This window comes from Variovorax sp. 350MFTsu5.1 (genome assembly GCF_048302515.1).
Lineage (GTDB): Bacteria > Pseudomonadota > Gammaproteobacteria > Burkholderiales > Burkholderiaceae_C > Variovorax > Variovorax guangxiensis.
Map to the genome: position 1 here is coordinate 844,431 of NZ_CP157620.1, position 26,927 is coordinate 871,357.

A 26,927-nucleotide genomic window follows, 5' to 3' on the forward strand; every position below is an offset into this window, starting at 1 on the left:
AAGTGAGCGAAGCCCCTGCCATCCGGGTGATGCTGATCGAGGACGACGAAGACGTCCGCGTCAGCACCACCCAGGTGCTGACCCTGGCCGGTTTCGAAGTCGAGTCCTTCCCGAGCGCCGAGCGCGCGCGGGCGCACATCTCGTTCGGCGTGCCGGCCGTCGTCATCAGCGACGTGCGCCTGCCGGGCCTGAGCGGCACCGAGTGGCTGCCCGAGCTGCGCGGCGTCGACCCCGAGCTGCCGGTGATCCTGGTCACCGGCCACGGCCACATCGCGATGGCCGTGCAGGCCATGCGCGAGGGCGCCTACGACTTCATCGAGAAACCCTTCAGCTCCGAGCGGCTGGTGGCCATCGTTCGCCACGCCATCGAGCGGCGGCAGCTCAGCCTGCAGGTGCGCGCATTGCGCGACGCGCTGGAGAACTGGCAGGGCATCCAGTCGGTGCTGATAGGCCGTTCGGCGCAGATGCAGCAGGTGCGCCAGACGGTGAAGACGCTGGCCGAGACGTCGGCCGACGTGCTGGTCTACGGCGAGACCGGCACCGGCAAGGAACTGGTCGCGCGCTGCCTGCACGACCACAGCGCGCGCCGGCGCCAGCATTTCGTGCCGCTGAACTGCGGCGGGCTGCCCGAGTCGCTGGCCGAGAGCGAGCTCTTCGGCCACGAGGCCGGCGCCTTCACCGGCGCGAGCCGCATGCGCGTGGGCAAGTTCGAATACGCCAGCGGCGGCACGCTCTTCCTCGACGAGATCGAGAGCATGCCTATGGCGGTGCAGATCAAGCTGCTGCGCGCGCTGCAGGAGCGCAGCATCGAGCGCATCGGCTCCAACAAGACCATTCCCTTCGACTGCCGCGTGGTGGCCGCGAGCAAGGACGACCTCAAGGCCATGAGCGACCAGCAGAAGTTCAGGGCCGACCTGTACTACCGCCTGGGCGTGGCCTTCATCGAGCTGCCGCCGCTGCGCGAGCGTCGGGAAGATATCCCGCTGCTGTTCGAGCATTTCACGCTCCAGGCCGCGACCCGCTACGACCGGCCCGCGCCGCTGCTGAGCAACGCGCAGCTGGCCGACCTGATGGCCTACGCCTGGCCCGGCAATGTGCGCGAGCTGCGCAACGTGGCCGACCGCTTCGTGCTGGGGCTCCTGGGGGAGCGCCTGACGCAGACGCATGGCAGCGCGCAGGGTGTGCCGGCTTTGCCGCGGGGTCTGCCCCAGCAGGTGGAATCGTTCGAGCGCGCGGTGATCGTCGAGGAACTGCGGCGCCAGCGCGGCGACCAGCCCGCCACGGCCGCCGCCCTGGGCATCGCGCGGCAGACGTTGCACGACAAGGTGCGCAAGCTCGGCCTGACGGTCGACGAGTTCAAGTAGGGCTGCAGCCGCATCCTGCGGGCGGCCCGCTCTTGAGCTCAGGTCTGGAATTGGTAGCCGGTGCCTCTCACTGCATGCAGCGGCAGTGAAATGCCCGCCGCCGTCGCCTTGCGCCGCAGCCGGCTGACCACGGCATCGACGCGCTGCAGGTCGAAGTTCTCGAGATCGCCGCCGCCCAGCGCGGCTGCGAGCTGCGTCCGGTCGACGGGCTTGTTGCGCTGCTTGAACAGGCTGGTGACGATGGCGCGCTCCGACATCGTGAGGCGCAGCGCCCGGCCATCGGGGGCGTACAGGATCCAGTCGCCTTCCTTGAGCACCCAGCGCCCCGTGCCGCGCGGCGTCTCGGGTTGATGCGGCTGCAGCGCCCGGCCGGCGCTCGCCTCGGCTGCCTTGATGCGTCGGTAGATGGCTTCGATCGAGGCCGCGAGCTCCTCGGCATGCACCGGCTTCACGAAATAGGCATCGGCGCCGCCGCGCAGGCCGCGCACCCGGTCGCTGAGGTCGCCGCGCGCGGTTGCGAAGACGATCCCGACATTGCTGGCGGAACGCAGGTGCTGGGCGATCGAAAAACCGTTCTCGTCCGGCAGTTCGATGTCGATCACTACCACGTCGCATCGATTGACCGCGTAGGCCCTGTAGAACTCCGCCGCCGTCGAGAAGCCGGAGGCCTTGAAACCCAGTTGCTCGAGGCTGTAGACCAGTGCTTCCTGAAGGTCTTCTTCGTCCTCGATCAGGTAGACGGTTATCTTTTTATCGGTATTGGAGTTCGGAATATTCATGATGCACCTCTCCTCGGTCTCGGCTGCGACGCGCTGCTGGCGCCGAAGATTCGCCGGACAATATCAACAACATGAAAAGAAATAGATGTCTTGTTTTGATCGCGGGGATGGCGCTGTGGCTGATTTCGCTTTGTTCACATGCTCTTGTGCTTCGCAGCGATCAAGGGCTGAAAGAACCCGTCTCGTTGCTCGGCCAAGAGGAAATATTCATTGATACATCCGGAAATACTTCCATCGAGGACATTATTTCAGCCCGCGGCGGCGTGGAGTTTATAGCCGGAGATACCCGCCTCGGCCGACTTCGGGCGGGCGAGATTTACTGGATCAGGTTTTCCTTGCAGCAGGAGCCCGGCGCGCTTTCGCAATGGGCCATCCAGATATTCCCCAACTGGGTCGACGACGTGGAGGTCTACCGACGCGATGCCTCCGGCAGGATTTCGGTCGACCGGCTGGGCGACCAGCAGCCCTTCGTCGACCGGGCCATCCGCAGCAGCATGATGGCCTTCCCCGTCGTGGTGGGCTCATCGCCCGAAACCTATTACGTGCGGGTGAAGACGCATGGCCTGGCTCCCCTGTGCCTGCACGTCTGGCAACGGGCCGGGCTGGAGCGGGCGGAGGCGAGCCGGATTGCTTTCCTCTCGGCGTTCGCCGGTGCCATCGGCGTGATGGTGCTGATGAACCTGATCTTCTGGGTCTGGCTGCGCAACGGCATCTACCCGGTCTACGCGCTCTTCCTGTTCTCCATGCTGGTGGCCGTCGCCTCCATGCTCGGCTACGCGAGCTCGCTGATGTTTCCCGATGCGCCGCTGGTGGCCGACCGCTTCGTCGATGCGAGCTCGGGTGCACTGATGTCGATCGCCGCCGTGTTCGCGTGGCGGTTCTTCGACTACGACAGCTACTCGCCGCGGGCGGCCTGGTTCATGAAGGCCGCGGCGCTGGCTTTCGCGGCCATGGCGGTACTTTCGGCGGGCGGGGTGGACGCCGCCATCCATGCGGCGGCCTACCTGCAGATCACGGTCGGCTTCTTCAACCTCGGGTTCGTCGTCTGGCTGATGGTCCGCCACCGGGCGTTCCACTACCTGCTGGCGGCCGTCGTCTTCACCTGCGTGAACCTGTCCTGGACCTTCTACCTGCTGGTGCTGCTGGGGTTCGTGACCATGAAGAAGCCGTTCATCCTCGAGTTCTGGATTCCCATGCTTCAGCTCGCGAACCTGGCAATGCTCAACTTCGCGGTGGCCAGCCGTTCACGGCGGGCGGAACTTGCGCTGCGCGCGGAGCGCAAGCGCGCCTTCGATTCGATGAAAGTCGCCAAGACGGCGCTGGAGGAACGGGTGCGCCAGCGCGAATTCGTCGCTGTCGTCTCGCACGAGTTCCGCACGCCGCTCGCCGTTGTCGACGCTGTGGCGCATGCCCTGGAACTGTCGCCCTCAGGCCGGGACGAGGCGGTCAAGCGCGCCGTCGGCAAGATCCGCAAGGCGACCCGCCGCCTCGCCGTGCTCATCGAGAACATCCTGCAGGACGACGCGCTGGAGACCGGTTCCCCCAGGCCCGCCGCACGCAGCTTCGATTTGCGCGAGGTGATCGAAAGCGTCCGGGGCGTCGGGCTGCCCGAAGAAAACGCCCGCCTCGGCGTCGAGGCGCCAGCGCAGCGGACGATGTGCGAGGGCGACCCGGCAAGAATCGAAATGGCGATCCGCAACCTGGTTCACAACGCCCTGAAGTACTCGCCTGCCGATTCGGCGGTCACGGTGCGATGCGAATCCGGGGCAGGGCTTTTCAGTGTGACGGTCTGCAATCAGGGAGAACCGATCCCCGACGGCGAGCGAGGCAGCCTCTTCGAGCGCTACTTCAGGGGAGTCACGTCGACCCAGGTGCCCGGCTCGGGGCTGGGGCTCCACATCTCGCGGACCATCGCCCGCCAGCACGGCGGAGACGTGGTGCTGCTCTCCAGCGATGCCGAGGGCACGGTGTTCCGTCTGACGATTCCGCTGCAACCGACTCCCATCGGGCTGCCGCGCTGAAATCGGCGGGCTTCCCCGACGGCGTGGAGGCCTTCGGCACGCCGTGGCGAAGCGTGAATTTTTCGATGCCAGAAAGAAAACGTTTTCAGCGTCTTTGGCAGCATTTGATGACATTCATCGTCATTAATGCGCATTGACTTTAGGCCAGGACAAGAAGTTTTCTGGCTCCTCCCCCAACTTTGTGATTTTCTTCCATCCATTACACAAAAGTTTTATGCATGCATGAATTGGTCAATGTAGGTCATTTGAAGTCAATGACCGACATTGTCTGATCCGATTGTAAATAGATACATTCCCCAGCCCGAAAGGGATCATGGGGATGCGGTGAACGCGCTCTCCATGAAATCCAACGTTGAACGGAGAGTTTGGAATGGTTTCGCCGGAGTCTCGCGCCCAGGTCCTGAGCCTGGACAAATCCCAGCTGATTTATCTGCCGCCGCACCAGCGTGAGCAGTCCCACGCCGACGGCTTCGATCTGCTGGGCGATTTCATCGGCTCGCTTCAGGCAGGGCAGCGCTCGGGGCTGGTCCTGCTGCCGTTGCCCGTGGACGCCACCGTGCAGTGGCTGGACTCGGTCCGCGCCCTGATAGACGCGCCGCTGCTGTTCGCCGTCAACAGCGACAGCGTCGCTGCACAACAGGGCATCGAACGTGAGTTTTCGGGCGAGAGGAATTTCGATTTCGTGCTTCATCCCTTCGATCTGGACGAGGTCAGATCGAAAGCCCAGGGCCTGCTTCACCGCACCACTCTCGCTGCATATGGCGCGGGAAGAAACGAGCTCCTGATCTACCGGGGCTACCGTTTCCAGATCAGCGAACGCCGTGTGTTCCACGAAGAGCGGGAAATGTACCTGCAGCCTCGTGAATTCGACCTCGCCCTCGAATTGTTCAGGAACAGGGATTGCCTTTTGAGCCGCGAGCAGCTCTATGGCCTTTTCTGGCGGGACACCGTCAGCCTGCGCTCTCGCGCATTGGATGTCTGCGTTTTCAAGATTCGCAGGAAGCTCAATATAGAACCGGCCAATGGATTGATGCTGCGCGCCGTATTCGGCCAGGGATACAAGCTGCACACCGTCTCGCCGATGTTCCTCAGATGAATTGAGGGTTGCCTGCATCGCGGGCAATTGTTGGGCCAGCGCTTGTAATTCGGGCGCCGGCCATCCTTTTGTTTTTTACTTTTCGGGATGCATCCGAGCAACATAGCCGGAGCTCCCGGGAATTCACTTTTAGATCGAAAAATCAGGGAGCAGTAAATGATTTCGTTGAAGGTAGTCAGCAAACGCAGTGGAGACGGTACGCCCGTCTCGGTGAACGAGGTGTTCCTGAAGGAAGCGGCGGTCGTCCGGGTAGGGCTGTCCAGGGAACAGGTCAAGGGAATGCGCCGCGTCGGCAATGACCTGGTCATCACCTCCATCTCGGGCGAGGTCGTCACCATCCGCGAGTTCTTCTCGTCCTTCGATGGCCACAAGAGCGACCTCGTGCTCGACGACGAGAAGGGCGGCCTGTGGCTGACCGGCTTCGGCGAAGGGCAGGGCGAACTGGCGCTCAATTATTCGGGCATCGACGCGATCGAGCCCCTGCTGCTGGAGCAGGACTTCAACTTCGGCGTGCTGCCCTGGCTGCTGGGCGGCGGACTGGCAGCCGCCGGTGCTGCCGGAGGCGGAGGAGGTGGTGGGGCGGGCGCCGGTTCAGCGATGGCGCTCATACCTTCGCCTTCCACGCCGCTCACTTCCCCCTCCGACGCGTCGCCGCCGGGCCGGCCCACCGTAAACCCGACCAATGCCAGGCTGATCACCGGCACGGCCCAGCCCGGCACCACCGTCCGCGTCACCGACAACACGGGCAAGGAAATCGGCAGCGCGACCGTCGAGGCCGATGGCCGCTACGTGGTCCAGCCGTCCTCGCCTCCGCCGCACGGCACGGAGATCCGCGTCGTCGCGGTGGACTCGGCCGGAAACACCAGCCCCGAGGCGCGCACGACCGTCGACAGCGTGGCGCCCCCGGCCCCCACCATCGTTCCCACCAACGGCACGACCATCGCCGGGAGCGCCGAGCCCGGCGCCGTGGTCACCGCCACCGACGGACGCGGCAACGTGATCGGCCGCACCACGGCGGCCCAGGACGGCAGCTACAGCATCAAGCCGCCGACGCCGCTGGCCGACCACACCGCCATCAACGTCGTGGCCACCGACGCCGCCGGCAATGCGAGCGCACCCGCCAGCACCACGGCCGACAGCACCGCGCCGTCGCGACCCACGGTCAACCCGTCCAACGGCAGCCTGATCACGGGCAATGCCGAGGCCGGCGCGGTCGTCACCGTCAAGGACGGCTCGGGCAAGGTCATCGGCAGCGCGACCGCCGCTTCCAACGGCGCGTTCAGCGTCACCCCCACGACGCCTCCCGCGGACGGCGCGACGATCAGCGTCGTGGCGATCGACCCCGCCGGCAACGCGAGCCAGCCGGCCACCGCCACCATCGATGCGACGCCGCCCGCCACGCCCAAGGTGAACCCGACCGACGGCAGCCCCATCACCGGCACAGCGGAGGCCGGCGCGGTGGTCACGATCACCGACGACAAGGGCGTCCTCATCGGCAGCACGACCGCCGCGTCCAATGGTGTGTACAGCTTCACGCCGACCAGGCCGCCGGCCAACGGCGTGGTGATCAAGGTCGTCGCCTCCGATGCCGCCGGCAACACCAGCAAGCCCGCCACGGCCGTCGTCGACGGCACGCTGCCGACGCCCACGGTCAACCTGACGAACGGCAGCCCTATCACGGGCACCTCCGAGCCCGATTCCGTGGTCACCGTCACGGACAGCAAGGGCAACCTCATCGGCAGCACGACCACCGCGGCCGACGGCACCTACTCCCTCGTTCCCGCGAACCCGCCGTCGGACGGCACCGTGATCTACGTCGTCGCGAAGGACCTCGCCGGCAACGTGGGCCGGCCCGCGACCACCACGGTCGACAGCAGGCCGCCGGATGCGCCACTGGTCAACGCGACGAACGGCAGCGTGGTCGCAGGCACGGCGGAGGCCAACTCCGTCGTCACGGTCAAGGACGCAACGGGCAAGCTCATCGGCAGCACCACCGCCGACGCCGCCGGCAAGTTCAGCGTCGCACCCGCGGCACAGCTGGCGGACGGCACGGTATTGCACGTCACCGCGGCGGACGCCGTCGGCAACGTGAGTGCCGAAGGCCTGGCCACGGTGGACCGCGTGCCGCCGGCCGCGCCGTCTGTCGACCCCACGCACGGCAGTGCGATCACGGGCCGTGCGGAGCCTGGCTCGGTCGTCACCGTCAGGGATGTTTCCGCCAATGTCATCGGCAGTGCGACCGTCGGCTCCAACGGCTTCTACAGCGTGGTGCCGAAGACGCCGCCTGCCGACGGCGCGGTTCTGCGCGTCACCGCGACCGACGCCGCCGGCAATACCGGCCCCGAAACCAGGACCACGGTCGACGGCGTTCCTCCGGCAAGGCCCACGGTCGATCCGACCGCCGGCAGCCTGATCACCGGCAGCGCCGAGCCCGGCTCCGTCGTCACCGCCAGGGACGGTGCCGGCACTTTGCTCGGCAGCGCGACCGCCGATTCGAACGGCCGCTACAGCATCAAGCCCGCGGCCGTGCCGTCGCACAACACCGTGCTGCGCGTCGTCGCGACCGACCCCGCGGGCAACGACAGCCCCGAAGCCAGGACCACCGTCGACAGCCTGCCGCCGTCGGCGCCCACCGTCGATCCGAGTTCCGGCCGCACGATCAGCGGCACGGCCGAGTCCGGCTCCGTCGTCACCGTCAAGGATGGCGCGGGCAAGCTGGTCGGCAGCGCGACGGCCGATGCGAACGGCAAGTTCAGCCTCGTTCCCGCCACGCCGCTGGCCGATGGCGCCCAGGTCAGCGTCGTCGCAACAGACGCCGCCGGCAATGCGAGCTCGCCCGCCACGATGGTGGTCGACGGCGCCGCCCCGCTCGCACCGGTCCTCAATCCCACAGACGGCAACCGAATCACCGGCACGGCCGAATCCGGCTCGGTCGTCACCGTCAAGGACGGGGCCGGCAAGCTCATTGGCAGCGCTACGACCGATGCGAACGGCAAGTTCGGCATCACGCCCGCAACGCCCGTGGCGGATGGCACCACCATCACCGCTGTCGCGACCGACCGGGCAGGCAACGCCAGCCAGCCCGCCACCGCCACGGTGGACAGCACGCCGCCTTCCAGGCCCTCCGTCGATGCGACCAACGGCAGCCTGATCACCGGCTCGGCCGAGCAGGGCTCGATCGTCACCGTCCGTGATGGCGCCGGCAATCTCGTCGGCAGCGCCGCCGCCGATTCGAACGGCCGCTACAGCATCAAGCCCGCGGCCGTTCCCTCGCACAACACCGTGCTGCGCGCAACCGCCACCGACGCGGCCGGCAACACCAGCCCCGAGACGCGCGCCACGGTCGACAGCGAACTGCCCGGCGCTCCCAAGGTCGACCCGACGAACGGCAGCTCGATCACGGGCACGGCCGAGGCCGGCACGGTGGTCGTCGCCAAGGACGGCGCCGGCAAGCTGATCGGCAGCGCGACGGCCGATGGCAACGGCAACTACAGCATCAAGCCGACGACACAGCTGCCGCACGACACGGAACTGAACGTCACCGCCACCGATGCGGCCGGTAACACGAGCCAGCCTGCGCGCAGCACCGTCGACGGCAAGGCGCCCGACGCGCCCAAGGTCAATCCGAGCAACGGCGGTGCGATCACCGGTACGTCCGAAGCAGGCTCGGTGGTCACCGTCAAGGACGGCGCCGGCAAGCTCATCGGCAGCGCGACGGCCGATGCGAACGGCAAGTTCAGCATCGTCCCCACGACGCCTGCTGCGGATGGCACCACCATCACCGCCGTGGCGACCGACCGGGCGGGCAACGCCAGCCAGCCCGCCACCACCACGGTGGACGGTACGCCACCTTCCAAGCCCTCTGTCGATGCGACCAACGGCAGCCTGATCACCGGCTCGGCCGAGCAGGGCTCGATCGTCGCCATCCGCGACGGCGCCGGTAACCTCGTCGGCAGCGCGGCTGTCGATTCGAACGGCCGCTACAGCATCAAGCCTGCGACCGTTCCGCCGCACAACACCGTGCTGCGCGCAACCGCCACCGACGCGGCCGGCAACACCAGCCCCGAGACACGCGCCACGGTCGACAGCGAACTGCCCGCCGCGCCGAAGGTCGACCCGACGAACGGCGGCTCGATCACGGGCACGGCCGAGGCCGGCGCGGTGGTCGCCGCCAAGGACGGCGCCGGCACGCCGATCGGCAGCGCGACGGCCGATGCCAACGGCAACTACAGCATCAAGCCGACGACACCGCTGGCCCACGACACGCAGTTGAACGTCACTGCCACCGATGCGGCCGGCAACACCAGCCAGCCCGCGCACGCCACGGTCGATGGCCAGGCGCCCGGCGCGCCCACGGTCAAGCCGACGAATGGCGGCCTGATCGCCGGCACGGCCGAGGCCGGCTCGGTGGTCACCGTCAAGGACGGCGCCGGCAAGCTCATCGGCAGCGCGACCGCGGACGGCGGCGGTGCCTACGCCATCCGACCTGCCGTGCCGCCCTCCGACGGCACGGTGCTTCAGGTCAGCGCCACCGACGCAGCCGGCAACACCGGCCCGAGCGCGAACGCCACGGTCGATGCCGTGCCGCCCGGGCAGCCCTCGATCGATCCGACCAACGGCAAGCTGATCTCGGGCTTCGCCGAGGCCCTTTCCGTCGTCACGGTCCGCGACGGCGCCGGCAATGTCATCGGCAGCACGACGGCGGCCGCGAACGGTGCCTACAGCATCAAGCCCGCGCTCGTCCTGGCCGACGGCACCGTGCTGCGCGCCTTCGCCACCGACGCGGCCGGCAACGCGAGTTCCGAAGCACGCGGCACGGTGGACGGCGTCGTGCCCGTCACGCCGACCATCAGCCCGACCAACGGAAACCGCATCTCGGGCAAGGCCGAGGCCGGCTCGATCGTCACGGTGAAGGACGACGCGGGCAACCTCATCGGCAGCGCTGCCGCCGAATCCAACGGCACCTACACCGTGACGCCGGCGACGCCGCCGGCGCACGGCACCGTGCTGCACGTTGCCTCCACAGATGCCGCTGGCAACACCAGCCCGGAGGCACGGGCCACGGTCGACCGCACGGCGCTGCCGGCGGCCACCATCAACCCGACCGATGGCAGCCCCATCACCGGCACGGCGGAACCCGGTTCGGTGGTCACCGTCAGGGACGACGCAGGCAAGCTGATCGGCAGCACGACGGCCGATTCGCTCGGTGCCTACAGCATCACGCCGGCCGTCACTCCGCCGAATGGCACGGTGCTGCACGTCGTGACCACCAATGCAGCAGGCAACGCGAGCCCGGAAGCCACCGCGACGGTCGACAGCGTCCCACCCCCCGCACCGATCATCGAGCCGAGCAACGGCAACATGATCACCGGCACGGCCGAGGCCGGCTCGGTGGTTCGCGTCACCGATGACACCGACAAGCTCATCGGCAGCGCGATCGCCGCGCCCAACGGCGCCTACAGCATCAAGCCCGCCGCCGTTCCGGCGCACGGCACGGTGCTGCGCGCTGTCGCCACCGACGCTGCCGGCAATGCCAGCCCCGAAGCCAGGACGACCGTCGACCGCGTGCTGCCTGCGGCACCGAAGGTCGATCCTTCGCAAGGCGGCGTCGTCACGGGTACCGCGGAAGTCGGCTCCGTCGTCCGGATCACCGACGACGCGGGCAATCTCATCGGCAGCGCGACCGCCGGCAACGACGGCACCTACAGCATCAAGCTGTCGGCTACCCTGCCGAACGGTGCGGTGATACGCGTGACCGCGACCGATGCCGCGGGCAACGTCAGTCCCGAAACACGAGCGGCGGTCGACAGCGTCGCTCCTGCCGCACCGACCGTGAAGCCCACCAACGGCAACACCGTCACCGGCACGGCCGAGGCGGGTTCGCTCGTCACCGTGAAGGACGGTGCCGGCAACGCCCTCGGCAGCGCGACGGCCGACGGCAGCGGCAACTACAGCATCAAGCCCGCGACCGCTCCCGCGCACGACACCGTGCTGCAGGTCACCGCGACCGACGCGGCCGGCAACATCAGCTCGCCTGCGACGGCCAAGGTCGACGCCAAGGCGCCCGACGCGCCGACGATCGACCCCACCCACGGCGACCCGATCACCGGCCGCGCCGAGGCTGGCTCGGTGGTCACGGTCAAGGACGGCGCGGGCAAGGTGGTCGGAAGCGCGACCGCCGCAACCGACGGCACCTACACCGTCACCCCGGCCAAGCCGTTGGAAGACGGCGCGAAGATCACCGCGGTGGCCACCGATGCAGCCGGCAACGCCAGCGCTGCGGCCACCGCCACCGTGGATGCGGTGGCCCCGGGCAGGCCCACGGTCGAGCCGACCAACGGCAGCACCATTACCGGCAAGGCCGAAGCCGGCTCCGTCGTCACGGTGCAGGACCAGGCCGGCAAGCCGATCGGCAGCGCCACGGCCGATGCCAACGGCAACTACGCCATCAAGCCCGCGACCCCTCTGGCGCATGGCACGACCCTCGGCGTCTCGGCCACCGACGCGGCGGGCAACACCGGCCCTGCGACCACGGCCACGGTCGACAGCGCCGCTCCGAACGCGCCCACCGTCAAGCCCACGAGCGGCGACACCATCTCCGGTACGGCCGAAGCAGGCTCCGTCGTGACCGTCAAGGACGCCGCGGGCAATCTCATCGGCAGCGCGACGGCGGACGGCAACGGCAACTACGCCGTCAAGCCTGCAACGCCGCCGGCGCACGACACCGCGCTGAGCGTGACTGCCACCGACGCGGCCGGCAACAGCAGCGCACCCGCCACGGCCAAGGTCGACAACAAGGCCCCCGATGCACCCACGGTCAAGCCGACCTCGGGCAGCACCATCGCCGGCACGGCCGAAGCAGGCTCGCTGGTCACCGTCAGGGACGGCACCGGCAACCTCGTCGGCAGCGCGACCGCGGGCAGCAACGGCGAATACGCCGTCACGCCGGCACGCTCGCTGCAGGACGGCGTGAAGATCAGCGTGGTCGCGACCGACGCGGCCGGCAACACCAGCCAGCCCGCCACGGCCACGGTCGACAACGATCCGCCGGCCAGGCCCACCGTCGATCCGACCAACGGGAGCCTCGTCACCGGCAAGGCCGAGGCCGGCTTGGTGGTCACCATCACGGACGACGCGGGCAAGCTCATCGGCAGCACGACCGCCACGACCGGTGGTGCGTACAGCTTCAAGCCGACGACGCCTCCCGCCCACGGCACGGTCCTGCACGTGGCCGTGACGGACGCCGCCGGCAACAGCAGCCCTGAAGCCAGGACGACCGTCAATGCCGTGTCTCCGTCGGCGCCGGCCGTCAACCCGACGAACGGCACCACGATCACCGGCACGGCCCAGGCCGGCTCGCTCGTCACCGTGAAGGACGGTGCCGGCAACACCATCGGCAGCGCGACGGCCGACGGCAGCGGCAACTACAGCGTCAAGCCCGCGACCGCTCCCGCGCACGACACCGTGCTGCAGGTCACCGCGACCGATGCGGCCGGCAACACCAGCGCGCCTGCAACGGCCAAGGTCGACGCCAAGGCGCCCGACGCGCCGACGATCGACCCCACCCACGGCGACCCGATCACCGGCCGCGCCGAGGCCGGCTCGGTGGTCACCGTCAAGGACGGCGCGGGCAAGGTGGTCGGAAGCGCGACCGCCGCCACCGACGGCACCTACGCCGTCACCCCGGCCAAGCCGCTGGAGGACGGCGCGAAGATCTCCGCGGTGGCCACCGATGCAGCCGGCAACGCCAGCGCTGCGGCCACCGCCACCGTGGATGCCGTTGCCCCGGGCAGACCCACGGTCGCCCCGACCAACGGCGCGTCGATCACCGGCACGGCCGAATCCGGCTCGGTGGTCACCGTCAAGGACAGTGCCGGCAAGCCGATCGGCAGCGCGACAGCGGACGCCAACGGCAACTACACCGTGAAGCCCGCGACCCCCGTGCCGCACGGAACGGCGCTCGGCGTCTCGGCCACCGACGCGGCGGGCAACACCGGCCCTGCGGCCACGGCCACGGTCGACAGCGCCGCCCCGAACGCGCCCACCGTGAAGCCCACGAGCGGCAGCACCATCACCGGCACGGCGGAGGCGGGCTCGCTCGTCCTCGTCAAGGACGGCTCCGGCAACAGCGTCGGCAGCGCAACGGCCGACGGCAACGGCAACTACGTCGTCAAGCCCGCGATGCCACTGGTGCACGACACATCGCTGAGCGTGACCGCCACCGACGCGGCTGGCAACACCAGCGCGCCCGCCACGGCCAAGGTCGACAGCAAGGCGCCCGACGCGCCGACCGTCAAGCCCACCTCGGGCGGCACGATCGCCGGCACGGCGGAAGCAGGCTCGGTCGTCACCGTGAGGGACGACACCGGCAACCTCGTCGGCAGCGCGACCGCCGGCAGCAACGGCGAATACAGCATCTCGCCCACGACCCTGTTGCCTCACGGCACGCAGCTGCGCGTGGTTGCCACCGACGCCACCGGCAACACCAGCCAGGCCGCCACGGCCACGGTCGACAGCGTGGCGCCCGTCATCTCCGTCGCCATTGTCGAGGACGTCAACAACGACGGCTTCATCAACGCCAGCGAGAAAAAAGCCGACGTGACGGTGAAGGTCACCCTCGTGTCCGGCGCCGCGGTGGGCGATGAAATCAGCCTCACCGACGGCACCCGCACGCTCAGCGTGAAGCTCGTCGCCGCGGACGTCTCCAACGGTTTCGTCAACGTCTCGTTCCCGAACCCCACCGAGGGTGCGGCGATCCGCGTCAGCGCGACCAGCCAGGACCTCGCCGGCAACACTTCGAGGCCGGCGGCGACCGACAGCGCGATCCTCGACACCACGGCGCCGGCCACCCCGGCCAGCGTGTCGGCCACCGACGACGCAGGCCCGGTGCAGGGCGCGATCGGCAACGGCGGCTCCACCGACGACGCGACGCCCACTTTCGCAGGCAGCGGCGCGACGCCTGGCGACATCGTCAGGGTGTACGACGGCGCCGCGCTGATCGGCAGCGCCACGGTCAAGGCCGATGGCAGCTGGGCATTCACGCCGACGGGGCTGGGGCAGGGCGCACACAGCATCACGCACACCATCAGCGACGCGGCCGGCAACACCAGCGCAGCCAGCGCGCCGCTGGGCATCACGGTCGACACCGCGGCGGTGTCGGTGACCGTCACCAAGGCGGGCGAGACCCGGCAGGGGCAGCAGATCAAGACGCGTCCCGCCGGCTTCACCGACGATGTCACGCCCACGATCGTCGGCACCGCCACGGCGGGCGCCGTCGTGACCATCAAGGAAGGCTCCAAGGCCATCGCCTCCACCACGGCGGATGGGTCCGGCAACTGGAACCTCGTGCTGCCCACGCAGGCCGAAGGCGCGCACAGCTACAAGGCCACGGCGGTGAACGCCGCAGGCACGAGCAGCGAGACCTCGTTCTCGCTGACCATCGACACCACGCCGCCGGCCGTTCCGGTGATCGCCTCGGTCGTCGACGACACCGGTTCGGTGCAAGGCGCGCTTGCCAGCGGTGCCGCTAGTGACGACACCCGACCCACGCTCAGCGGAAGCGGCGCGACGCCGGGCGACCTCATCACCGTCTTCGACAACGGCAGCGCCATCGGCAGCACCACGGTGCAATCCGACGGACGCTGGAGCTTCACCACGGCCAGCCCGACCTCGCCGCTGGGCGAGGGCGAGCACAAGCTCACCGTCACGGCCACAGATCCGGTGGGCAACCAGAGCCAGCACTCGGCCGCCTTCGTTGTCAACGTCGACACCACGGCGCCGGTGCGTCCGGACGCCGTGGCCGGCTACGTCGACAACGCCGGCGCGGTCCAGAACGCGGCCAGCACCGCGACCTTCACCGACGACACCACGCCGGGGTTCAAGATCGCCTCCATCGCAGCCGGCCTGACGCCGTCGCTGTACGTCGACGGCAACAAGGTCGCAGCCACCTACGACCCGGCCACCGGCACGCTCACGCCCGTGTCCCCGCTCGCCGAGGGCGCGCACAGCATCGGCTACACGCTGACTGACCCCGCAGGCAACGAGAGCCCGCGCTCGAACGACTTCAGGCTCACCGTCGACCTGACGCCGCCGCCCGCGCTCGACTCGTCCCTCATCCAGGTGCTGGACGACGTGGGCCCGGTGCAGGGCCCCCTGGCCGCCGGCGCGAAGACCGACGACAGCAAGCCCGAGTACACCGGCAAGACCGACCCGGCGCAGGTGTCGGTCATCAACGTCTACGACAACGGCACGCTCATAGGCAGCACGGCGGTGAACGCCGACGGCAGCTGGCGCTTCACGCCCGACCTGCCGCTGGCCCTGGGCGCGCACAGCCTCACGGCGCGCGCCGTGGACGCGGCGGGCAACATCGGCGCCGCCACGCCGGCATCGACCTTCACGCTGGTGGGCGATCCGCCCGCGGCGCCGGCCATCATCGGCGTGATCGACGACAGGGGCAGCGTCACGGGCAACGTCGCCCGCGACGCCAGCACCGACGACACCACGCTCACGCTCAACGGCACCGGTACGGCCGGCACCGTGGTCACCGTGTATGCCGACGGCGTGGCCGTGGGCTCCACCAGCGTGGCTTCCAACGGCACCTGGAGCGTCACCACCAGTCCGCTGAGCGGCGACGGCGTCAAGAACCTGAGCGCACAGGCAGTCGACGGCGCGGGGCAGGCGAGCCCGCGCACGGGCCTCTATCCGGTCGTGCTCGACACCACGGCTCCGGCCACGCCCGACACGGCCGTCGCCTCCGACGACCAGGGCCCGGTGCAGGGCGCTATCGCGGCCGGCGCCACCACCGACGACACCACGCCCACCTTCAGCGGCAGCGGCCTGAAGGCCGGCGACACCGTGCGCCTGTACGACGGCGGCGCGCTCATCGGCAGCTTCACCGCCGCCACCGACGGCGCCTGGAGCATCACGCCCAGCACGCCGCTGGGGCGCGGCACGCACCGCATCACGCACACAGTCACCGACGCCGCGGGCAACACCAGCGCCGCCAGCGCGGTGCTCGACTTCACGGTCGACCCGAGCGACGTCGTCGTCAGCATCGAACAGGTCGCCGACGACCAGGGCGGCATCAAGGGCAACCTCGCGCCCGGCGCGCGTACCGACGACACCACGCCCTCGCTCGTGGGCAAGGCCACGGCCGGCGCGATCGTGACCGTCAAGGAAGGCTCGACCGTCCTCGGCTCCACCACGGCGGACGCGGGCGGCAACTGGCGCTTCACGCTTCCCCTGCAGAAGGAAGGCACGCACAGCTACACCGCCACCGCGGTGAACGCCGCGGGCAAGCAGGGCGACGCCACCATCGCGCTGACCATCGACACCACCGCGCCCGAGGTGCCGTCCATCGCCGGCGCCGCCGACGACGTCGGCCTGGTGCAGGGCCCGATCGCCAACGGCGGTCCTACCGACGACGCCACGCCCACGCTCACGGGCAGCGGCGCCACGCCGGGCGACGCGATCAAGGTCTACGACAACGGCAGCGTCCTCGGCAGCACGACCGTCAAGGCCGACGGCAGCTGGAGCTTCACGCCGACCACGCCGCTGACCGAGGGCACGCACCGCCTCGGCGTCACGGCCGTCGACCCCGTGGGCAACGAGAGCCCGCAGTCGGGCTCCTTCACCGTCAACGTGGACACCACTGCGCCCACCACCAAGGCCACGCTCGCCGCCATCGGCGACGACACCGGCTCGAGCGGCGGCGACTTCGTCACCAGCGACCGCACCCTGGTGTTCACCATCAAGGTCGATTCGGCCGTGGAGGCCGGCGCCACGGTGCAGGTCTCGCTGGACAACGGCAAGACCTGGAACGACGCGACCCCCTCGGGCGGCGGCAGCTACCAGTTCGACAACACGGCCGTCCCGCTGGCCGACGGCAGCTACACCGTGCTGACGCGCGTGGTGGATGCGGCCGGCAACACGACCCAGCCGAGCTCGCAACTCGTGGTGATCGACACAAGCGGCCCAACCACCGGCAACGCCGTCGACATCACGGCCTACACCGACGATGTCGCGCCCAACCTGGGCGACTACGGCAGCGGCACCAGCACGAACGACACCACGCCGGTGCTCAAGGGCACCGTCTCGGGCCTGAAGGCGGGCGACGTCGTGCAGATCTTCGAAGGCTCGGCGCTGCTGGGCACGGCCGCCGTGAACGGCACCGCCTGGACCTTCGCATTGCCGACGCTGGCCAACGGCAGCAGGCACACCTACGTCGCCGTGATCGCCGATGCGGCGGGCAACAAGGGCACGGCCTCGGCCGACTTCTCGCTGGCCGTAAACACCGCCGCGCCCTCGCAGTCGGTCGCGATCGTCAGCTGCGCCGACGACCAGGCACCCCAGACTGGCACCTTCGCCTCGGGCAGCACCATCAACGACACCTCGCCGCTGCTGAACGGCACGATCGGCGGAACGCTCAATGCCGGCGACACCGTGGTGATCTACCGCGACGGCGTGCGCCTGGGCACCGCCACCTTGGGTGGCGGCACTGCCTGGACCTTCCAGGACGCCGGCCTCGTCGACGGCAAGAGCTACAGCTACACGGCCCGCATCGAGGATGCCGCGGGCAACCAGAGCGGGGCGTCGGCGGCCTTCGCGCTCACGATCGACCAGCGCGCACCCACCACGGCGCCGGTCGTCGAGAGCTTCGTGGACGACGTGGCGCCAGTCACCGGGTCCATCGCCCAGGGCGGCACCACCAACGACGCGCGCCCCGAACTCAAGGGCTCCGGCGCAGAGCCCGACGGCACCGTCAGGGTCTACGACAACGGCGCGCTGATCGGCACCGCGACGGCGGACGCCGCCGGCAAGTGGAGCTTCACGCCCGAGGCCGGCAAGGAGCTCGCCAACGGCGCCCACAGCCTCACGACGAGCAGCGTCGACGCGGCCGGCAACGAAGGCCCGCAGTCCGCGGCGCTGGCGTTCACGGTCGACACCCTCGCGCCTTCGCAATCGACGGCGATCGTCTCCATCAACGACGACCGCGGCGCGCTGCAGGGCGCCGTGGCCGACGGCGGCTTCACCGACGACGCCGCGCCGCAGGTGGCGGGCACCGTTTCGGCACCGCTGCAGGCCGGCGAGAAGGTCGTCGTGCTGCGCGACGGTGCCGTCATCGGCACCGCGAAGATGACCGACGCCACCCACTGGAGCTTCGACGATACCGGCCTGAGCGACGGCCGCACCTACACCTACACCGCGCGCGTCGAGGACGCGGCCGGCAACCGGGGCGCCGTCTCGGGCAGCTACGCCATCACCGTCGACACCTCGGTGCCGACGCAGGCGGCCACGATCTCGACCGTGTTCGACAACGCGGACCCGGTGCAGGGCGACGTCGCCAGCGGCGGCACCACCAACGACTCCCAGCCGGAGTTGAGGGGCACCGTGTCGGGCAGCCTGGCCGGCAACGAGTTCGTCGCCGTGTATCGCGACGGCGTCAGGATCGGCACCGCATCCATCTCGGGCACGAGCTGGTCCTACACCGACACCAGCGGCCTCGCCAACGCCTCGACCTACAGCTACACCGTGCGCGTCGAGGACGCCGCGGGCGGCGGCGGCACCGCCTCGTCGCCCTACGTCATCACGCTGAAGCTCTCGGGTCCGTCCACCAAGGCCAGCATCACGGCCGTGAACGACGACGTCGATCCGCAACAGGGCTCGGTGCCGAACGACGGCTACACCAACGACACCGCGCCGCAGGTCACCGGCACCATCTCGGCCGCGCTGCAGGCCGGCGAGAAGGTCGTGGTGCTGCGCGACGGCAAGGAGATCGGCTTCGCGACCATGACGGACGCCACGCACTGGAGCTATGCCGACGGCGGCCTCTCCGACGGCGCCACCTACGTCTACACGGCGCGTGTGCAGGACGCGGCCTCCAACCCGGGCGCCGAATCGAACGCGCATGCGATCCGCATCGACACCGCAGCACCGGCGGCGACGGTGAAGCTGGTGCGTGCCGTCGACAACGTCGACCCGGTCTCGGGCGACATTCCCGCCGGCGGCACCACCAACGACGACACGCCGACGCTGGAGGGCACCCTCTCGGCGCCGCTGAGCGGCACCGAGCGGCTGAACGTGTTCCGCAACGGCCTGCTCGCCGGCGTCGCGAAGGTTACCGGCACCAGCTGGACCTTCGAGGACGCGGGCCTCGCCAGCGGCACCACCTACACCTACGAGGCGAGGGTCATGGACGCGGCCGGCAATGCCGGCGCCGCCTCCAACAGCCTGCGCTTCACGGTCAACACCTCGGGCGTCACGCAGACCGTCCAGATCCTCCGGGTGGACGACCAGGCCGCCCCGGTGAAGGGCAACGTGCCCGACGGTGGAACGACCAACGACACCGCGCCGACGCTCGGCGGCTCGATCTCCACCGCGCTGAATACGGGCGACGTGGTCCAGGTGCTGCGCGACGGCAAGGTGGTCGGCAACGCCACCGTCACGGGCACGACCTGGAGCTTCCGCGACAGCGGCCTCTCTGACGGCACGACCTACAGCTACGCCGCGCGGGTGGTCAATTCCGGCGGCAACGAGGGTGCGAAGAGCGCGGCCTACGCGATCACGCTCGACCTCGTCGCACCGGGCCAGACGGCGGCAATCACCGGCTACACCGACGACCAGGCCCCGCAGCAGGGCAGCTTCGCATCCGGCAGCGTCACCAACGACACCACGCCGCAGCTCGACGGCACCTTGAGCGCTGCGCTCGCGACCGGCGAGGCCGTGGTGATCTACAGGGACGGCAAGCGCATCGGCACCGCCACCATGTCCGGCGCCACGGCCTGGAGCTTCCAGGATTCAGGCCTGGCCGATGGCGCCATCTACAGCTACACCGCCAAGGTCGAGGATGCGGCAGGCAACGAAGGCCAGGCCTCGGCCGCCTTCACGCTGACCATCGACCGGACCGCGCCCGCCGCGGCACCTTCGATCGACAGCGTCATGGATGCAAAGGCGCCGGTCGTCGGCCCGATCACCTCCGGCAGCACGACCAACGAAACCCGTCCCCAGATGAAGGGGGCGGGGGCCGAGCCCAACGGCACGGTGAAGGTCTACGACAACGACACGCTGATCGGCACTGCGGTCGCCGACGGCTCGGGCAAGTGGAGCTTCACGCCCGAGGCCGGCAAGCCGCTGGCCAACGGCGCGCACAGCCTGAGCGCGAGCAGCGTCGATGCAGCCGGCAACGAGGGACCGAGGTCGGCGCCGCTGGCCTTCACGGTCGGCACCACCGCGCCGACGCAGGCGGCAACGATCACCGCCATCAGCGACGACACCGGCGCCAGCGCGAACGACTTCATCACCAGCGACACCACCCTCGTCGTGACGGTGACGCTGGACGCCGCGGCCGGCACCAGCGAGAAGGTGCAGCTCTCGCTCGACAACGGCACGAGCTGGCGCGATGCGACGCTGGTCTCGGGCAACACCTACCGGCTGGACAACACCGCCGTGCCGCTCGCGGCGGGCGACTACGTCTTCCAGGCGCGCGTCGTCGATGCCGCCGGCAATGCCGGCAAGTCGACCAGCCAGCGCGTGGTGATCGACATCCAACACTCGGCGGGCATCGCCATCGATATCGCGTCGATCAGCACCGACACCGGCGTCGCGGGCGACTTCATCACCAGCGACACCAGCCTGACCCTCAACGGCAGGCTGACCGGCACGCTGGCTTCCGACGAAACCGCGCAGATCAGCCTCGACGGCGGCGCCACCTGGGCCAACCTGATCGTCAGCGGCGGCAGCTGGAGCTACGTCGACGGCCGTGTGCTCACCGACGGCAGCCATGAGTACAGGGTGCGCGTGGTGGACACCGCCGGCAATCTTGCGGCGTTCGATGCCCGCACCGTGGTCATCGACACCTCGACGCCGACCGCCGGCAATGCGGTGGCCATCACCGCATACGCCGACGACGTCGAGCCGAATGCCGGCGACTACGCCAGCGGCACGAGCACCAACGACACCACGCCGGTGCTCAAGGGCACCGTCTCGGGCCTGAAGACCGGCGAGGTCGTGCAGATCGTGGAAGGTGGCGTGCTGCTCGGCACCGCCACCGTGCAAGGCACGTCGTGGGAGTTCAAGCTGCCGACGCTGGCCGACGCAAGCACGCACACCTACACCGCGGCCATCGCGAGCGCTGCCGGCACCCGGGGCTCCACCTCGGCGAACTTCACGCTGACGGTCGATGCCACCGCGCCGACGGACGCACCGGTCATCGACAGCGTCATCGATAACGTCGACCCGGTCCAGGGCCCGATCGCCCAGGGCGACACGAGCAACGACGCGCGCCCGGAACTCAAGGGCTCGGGCGCCGAACCCAACGGCACGGTGAACGTCTACGACAACGGCGTGCTGATCGGCAGCACCAAGGCCGACGCCTCCGGAAAGTGGAGCTTCGAGCCTGCTTCCGGCAAGGAACTGGCCGACGGCGTGCACAGCCTCAGGGTGAGCAGCGTCGACGCGGCGGGCAACGAAGGGCCGAAGTCGGCGCCGCTGGTCTTCAGCATCGACACGGTTGCGCCTTCGCAGACCGTGACGCTCTCGCGCGCCATCGACAACGTCGACCCGGTCTCGGGCAGCATTCCGGCCAACGGAAGCACCAACGACGACTCGCCCAGGCTGGAGGGCACCCTCTCCGCCGCGCTGGGCAGGTCGGAGCAGCTGCGCGTGTTCCGCAACGGCGTGCACGTGGGCAACGCGACCGTGAGCGGTACCGACTGGGTCTTCAACGACATCGGCCTTGCGAACGGCACCACCTATACCTACGAGGCCAGGGTCATGGACATGGCCGGCAACGCCGGCGCCGCCTCGAACAGCCTGCGCTTCACCGTCATCACTTCCACGGTCACGCAGGCGGTGCAGATCGTGCGTGTGCAGGACAACGTCGAACCGGGCCGCGGTGCCGTGGCCGACGGCGGGACGACCAACGACGCCGACCCGGTGCTCATCGGTTCGATCTCCGCCGCCCTGAACACGGGCGAGGTGGTCGAGGTGCTGCGCAACGGCGCCGTGATCGGTACCGCGACGGTGACAAACACCAGCTGGCGTTTCTTCGACAAGGGCCTCACGGACGGCGCGACCTACAAGTACACCGCCCGAGTCGTGAGTGCCGGCGGCAACCAGGGGGCGGAGAGCCTGGCCCATTCCATCACGGTCGACCTGACGGCACCAGCCCAGAAGGTGGCCATCACCGACTTCACCGACGACCGCGATCCGCAGACGGGCAACTTCGCATCCGGCACCACGACCAACGATGCGACGCCCCAGCTCAACGGCACGCTCTCGGCGCCGCTCGCGGCCAACGAGGTGGTGGCGGTCTACCGCAACGGCACGCGCATCGGCGTCGCCGCTGTGAGCGGCAACGCCTGGAGCTTCGAGGACAAGGGCCTCGACGACGGCAACACCTACCGCTACACCGCCCGCGTGGAGGACGCGGCGGGCAACCAGGGCAGCGCTTCGGCGGAGTTCACGCTCACCGTCGACAGGACCGCGCCCGCGACGACGCCTTCCATCGACAGTGCCATGGACGACGTCGCGCCGGTCACTGGCGCCATCGCATCGCGCGGCACGACCAACGATGCACGTCCCGAACTGAAGGGCTCGGGCGCGGAGCCGAACGGCACCGTCCACATCTACGACAACGGTACGCTGATCGGTACCGCGACGGCGGATGCATCGGGCAACTGGAGCTTCACGCCCGCGGCGGGCAAGGAGCTCGCCGATGGCCTGCACAGGCTCACGGCGAGGAACGTCGATGCGGCGGGCAACGAGGGCTCGCAATCGACGGCGGTGGTCTTCACGGTCGACACGATCGCGCCGACGGGCGCGCCTTCCATCGACCGCGCCGTCGACGACGTCGCACCGGTCACCGGCACCATCGCGTCCGGGGGCATGACCAACGATGCCCGCCCCGAACTGAAGGGAGCGGGAACCGAGCCCAACGGCATGGTGAACATCTACGACAACGGCAAGCTGATCGGATCCACCACGGCGGACAGTTCCGGCAAGTGGAGCTTCACGCCCGAAGCCGGCAAGGAACTGGCCGACGGCGCCCACAGCCTGACGGCGAGCAACGTGGATGCAGCCGGCAACGAAGGCCCCGCGTCGGCAGCGCTCGCCTTCACCGTCGATACGGTCGCTCCCTCGACCGCGCCTTCCATCGACCGCGCCGTCGATGACGTCGCCCCCATCGTCGGCGGCATCGCCTCCGGCGGTGCAACCAACGACGCGCGCCCCGACCTTGGCGGCAGCGGTGCCGAGCCCAACGGCGTGGTGAAGGTCTATGACAACGGCACGCTGATCGGCTCCACGACGGCGGATGGCTCGGGCAAGTGGAGCTTCACGCCCGACGCCGACAAGAAGCTGGCCGACGGCGCTCACAGCCTGACGGTGAGCAGCGTCGACAGCGCCGGCAATGAAGGCCCGAAATCGGCGCAGCTGAGCTTCACGGTCGACACGAAGGTGCCGGCCACCGAAGCGAAGATAACCGGCTACATCGACGATGCGGGCCCGTCCAGGGGTACCTTCGACAGCGGCACCACCACCGACGACGCCAACCCGGTGCTCACGGGTACGCTGACGGCCGCGCTCGGCACTGGCGACACCGTGAATGTCTACGAAGGCAGCACGCTGCTTGGAACGGCGACGGTGAGCGGCACCACCTGGACCTACGACCTCGGCGTTCTCGCGGACGGATCGACCCATACCTATCGCGCCGCAGTGGCGACCGGCGCGGGCACCCAGGGCAGCCTGTCCGGCAATTTCAGCCTGAGCGTCGACTACGCCGTCACGGTCAACCGCCAAACGACCGTCGACACCACGCCGCTCGTCTCGGGCGGCATCCCCTTCAAGCTGGTCAACGGCCAGTATCTGGAGGTCACGATCGCCGGCAAGACCTACAGCTCGGCCGATGGTTCGGTGGTGGTCGATTCGCAGCATGAAACCTGGTATGTGCAGGTCTCCTCCGCCGTCGCGGTGGGAACCTACGACGTCCGCGCAGTGGTCAGGAACGCTGCCGGAGCCCAGGTCACCGACGACGCGACCACCGGCGAACTCATCGTCGCCGCGGCGCCGACGGTGACCGTCGGGTCGGTGTCCAGCGATCCGAACCAGAAGGCGACCGCGTACACGCTCGGAGAGAACGGCATGTGGCGCATCCACAGCAACCAGACGATGCTCGATGCCAACGGGAGCGACAGCGCTTCGCTGGGCAGCTTCAAGCAGACCTCCCTCTTCAGCAACTACGGCAGCCCCTATGCCGGCCGCAACTACGTCCAGAACGCGACTTTCATGGACTTCAACCGCGACGGGTACATGGACCTGTTCGCGGAAGACAGCACCTATGACGACGGCCAGCAGGCGTTCATCTTCGATGGCAGCAGGTACACGGCGCTGCAGGTAGGTGCACCGTCTGCGGCAGGCGGCGACAAGCTCACGGCCGGCAGCGCGAACACCTACAGCTGGTTCGGCGGCGTGGTGGCCTTCGACAAGACCGGCGACGGCTTCGTCGACATGGCGTACGGCGACCAGACGCCGAACGACGCCACCAGCGGCGGCGGCTACGACTCGCAGATCGTGCTGAACATGGACGGCAGCATCCTGGGCATGGTGAAGGATGGCGGCTATACCGACGACAAGGCCTCCACGTCAGGCGCGCCGTACTCGAGCAACTACTACAACACCACCTTCGACATGGAACTGTCGGGCGTCGACCTGAACAACGACGGCAAGATCGATCTGGTCTATCACGCCACCGCAGGCCTTACGAAGCTCGGCGGGCCCTATGACGACCCGGCTACCAATGCCTATCTGGCCAGGAGCTCGAGTCCGTACCGTCTGGTCGTCGCCACCAACAAGGGCGATGGCACGTGGGAGAACACGCAGATCATCGAGAAGACCTTCCAGCGCGCGGACGACGATCCGGGCTACGGCAACGGCATCTCCATGACCTGGGCCGACTTCAACGGCGACGGCTACATGGACCTGTTCCTCAGCCGAGGCTACGGCACCACGACCGATGCGCAGTACCAGAGCCGCATCCTCTTCAACGATGGCGCCGGCAAGCTGAAGATGGACTACGGCTCGAAATATGCCGGTGTCGGCGAACAGCCGTCGGGCATGTACCTGCTCAACGACTCCTACTTCGGCTGGAATGGCACCACCCCGGCGATGAAGCGACTGCAAGGCGGACCTTCGATCGCGGTGGACTGGAACGGCGACGGCAAGATGGATGCCATCGAGCTGCCAGGCTTCGGCCCTACCGGTGGCCAGACGATCTATGGCATGTCGGGACCGATCAATCTCTACACGAACACGAGTTCGGCGAGCCAGGTGAAGTTCGACACCACCAACCTGCTCGGCGGGCAGAACGAGATTGGCTTCTGGAACGGCAGCGTGGCGAACAGCAACCTGGTCACCGGCGCCGTGGCGGTGGACATCGACTGGGACGGGGACCGGGACCTGCTTGCATTCACGCAGCTGGGCACCACGAAGTTCATCACCAATACCAACACGGTGGCCGACGGCACGTCGCTGCACTTCCGCATCCTGGATGCGCAGGGCATCAACGCGCTGTACGGAAACACGGTGCAGCTCTTCGATTCGAAGGGCAAGCTGGTGAGCACGCAGATGGTCAACCCGCAGTCCGGCAACCAGACCAACGACAGCTCGGCGATCGTCGATTTCTACGGGCTCGATGCGAGCGAGACCTACACCCTCGCACTCCTGCGCATCGTCAACGGCAAGGCGGCGGACGTGGGAGGCGCGGACAGCCTCGGAGGCAACACGATCGAGAACGTCAACAACGCCTGGACCGGCCTGAAGACCGGCGCGGCCAACCACGCCTTCGTGCTGACCGCCGAGTCCGGGACCAACGTCACCAATGCCGACATCGGCAACGGCATCGTCGGTACCGGCTACAACGACACCTTCTTCGCCACGCTCGGCAACGACAAGTACGAGGGCGGCGGGGGCACGGTGACGGTGTCTGGCGTCAGGGCCTGGAGCAACACCGGCGGCCTCGACGTCGTCGACTACAAGCTCGCCGGCAGCACGGCGCTGACGATCGACCTGAGCAAGGGCGGCGCGCAGAACACCGGCTTCGGCACTGCGAGTTTCCGCGATATCGAGGGCCTTGCCGGTGGAAGCGGCGCGGACGTCTTCACCGACAACGCGGCAGACAACCAGTTCGAGGGGCGTGGCGGCAACGATGTCTTCAACCTCACGGGCGGAGGCCGCGACACGCTGCTCTACAAGCTGCTCGCCTCCAGCGATGCCACCGGCGGCAACGGTGCCGACTCGGCGAACTCGTTCACGGTCGGGACCTTCGAGGCTACGGCGAACGCGGACCGCATCGACCTTCGGGAACTGCTGGTGGGCTATCAGGCGGATGCCGATGGCGCGGCGCGCTACATCAACGGCGTGGCCACGATCGACGCGGGCGAGACCATCGGCAACTACCTCCGCGTGGACGTCAGTGGCGGCAATACCACGCTGTACATCGATCGCGACGGATCGGGCGCCGCCTACTCGGCGACGCAGCTGATCACGCTCAACGGCGTGACCACCGACCTCGCAACGCTGCTGGCCAACCACCAGCTCGTGCTGGCCTGAGGCTTCTTGCCGGATCGGAGAAGGGTGCGCCCCGGCGCGCCCTTCTTCTCCGGACGAGCCCATG

At 68.8% G+C, this 26,927-nt stretch carries 5 protein-coding genes; 4 read left to right on the forward strand and 1 reads right to left on the reverse strand.

The window, feature by feature from the left end; translation table 11 throughout:
• Positions 1–2 precede the first annotated feature (2 nt).
• Positions 3–1,364 carry a sigma-54-dependent transcriptional regulator gene (locus tag ABL843_RS03710; RefSeq protein WP_184634370.1) on the forward strand — a complete coding sequence of 454 codons (1,362 nt, stop codon included), beginning with the start codon at positions 3–5 and terminating at the stop codon, positions 1,362–1,364.
• Positions 1,365–1,402: 38 nt separating this feature from the next.
• On the opposite strand, the gene ABL843_RS03715 is transcribed toward ABL843_RS03710, so the two are convergent.
• Positions 1,403–2,143: a response regulator transcription factor gene (locus ABL843_RS03715; protein WP_418119001.1), complete on the reverse strand. Its 741-nt coding sequence runs from the start codon at positions 2,141–2,143 to the stop codon at positions 1,403–1,405.
• Positions 2,144–2,214: 71 nt separating this feature from the next.
• Here ABL843_RS03715 and ABL843_RS03720 point away from each other — a divergent pair, with 71 nt between their 5' ends.
• The 3 genes from ABL843_RS03720 to ABL843_RS03730 all read left to right on the forward strand — a co-directional run bounded on the left by ABL843_RS03720 (position 2,215) and on the right by ABL843_RS03730 (position 26,863).
• Positions 2,215–4,164: an ATP-binding protein gene (locus ABL843_RS03720; protein ID WP_418119002.1), complete on the forward strand. Its 1,950-nt coding sequence runs from the start codon at positions 2,215–2,217 to the stop codon at positions 4,162–4,164.
• A gap of 370 nt (positions 4,165–4,534) precedes the next feature.
• Complete coding sequence (locus ABL843_RS03725; protein WP_418119003.1) at positions 4,535–5,260, forward strand: winged helix-turn-helix domain-containing protein; 726 nt, start codon at positions 4,535–4,537, stop codon at positions 5,258–5,260.
• A gap of 156 nt (positions 5,261–5,416) precedes the next feature.
• Positions 5,417–26,863, forward strand: a complete 21,447-nt coding sequence (locus ABL843_RS03730; RefSeq protein ID WP_418119004.1) for an Ig-like domain-containing protein — start codon at positions 5,417–5,419, stop codon at positions 26,861–26,863.
• The last annotated feature ends 64 nt before the right edge of the window (positions 26,864–26,927 follow it).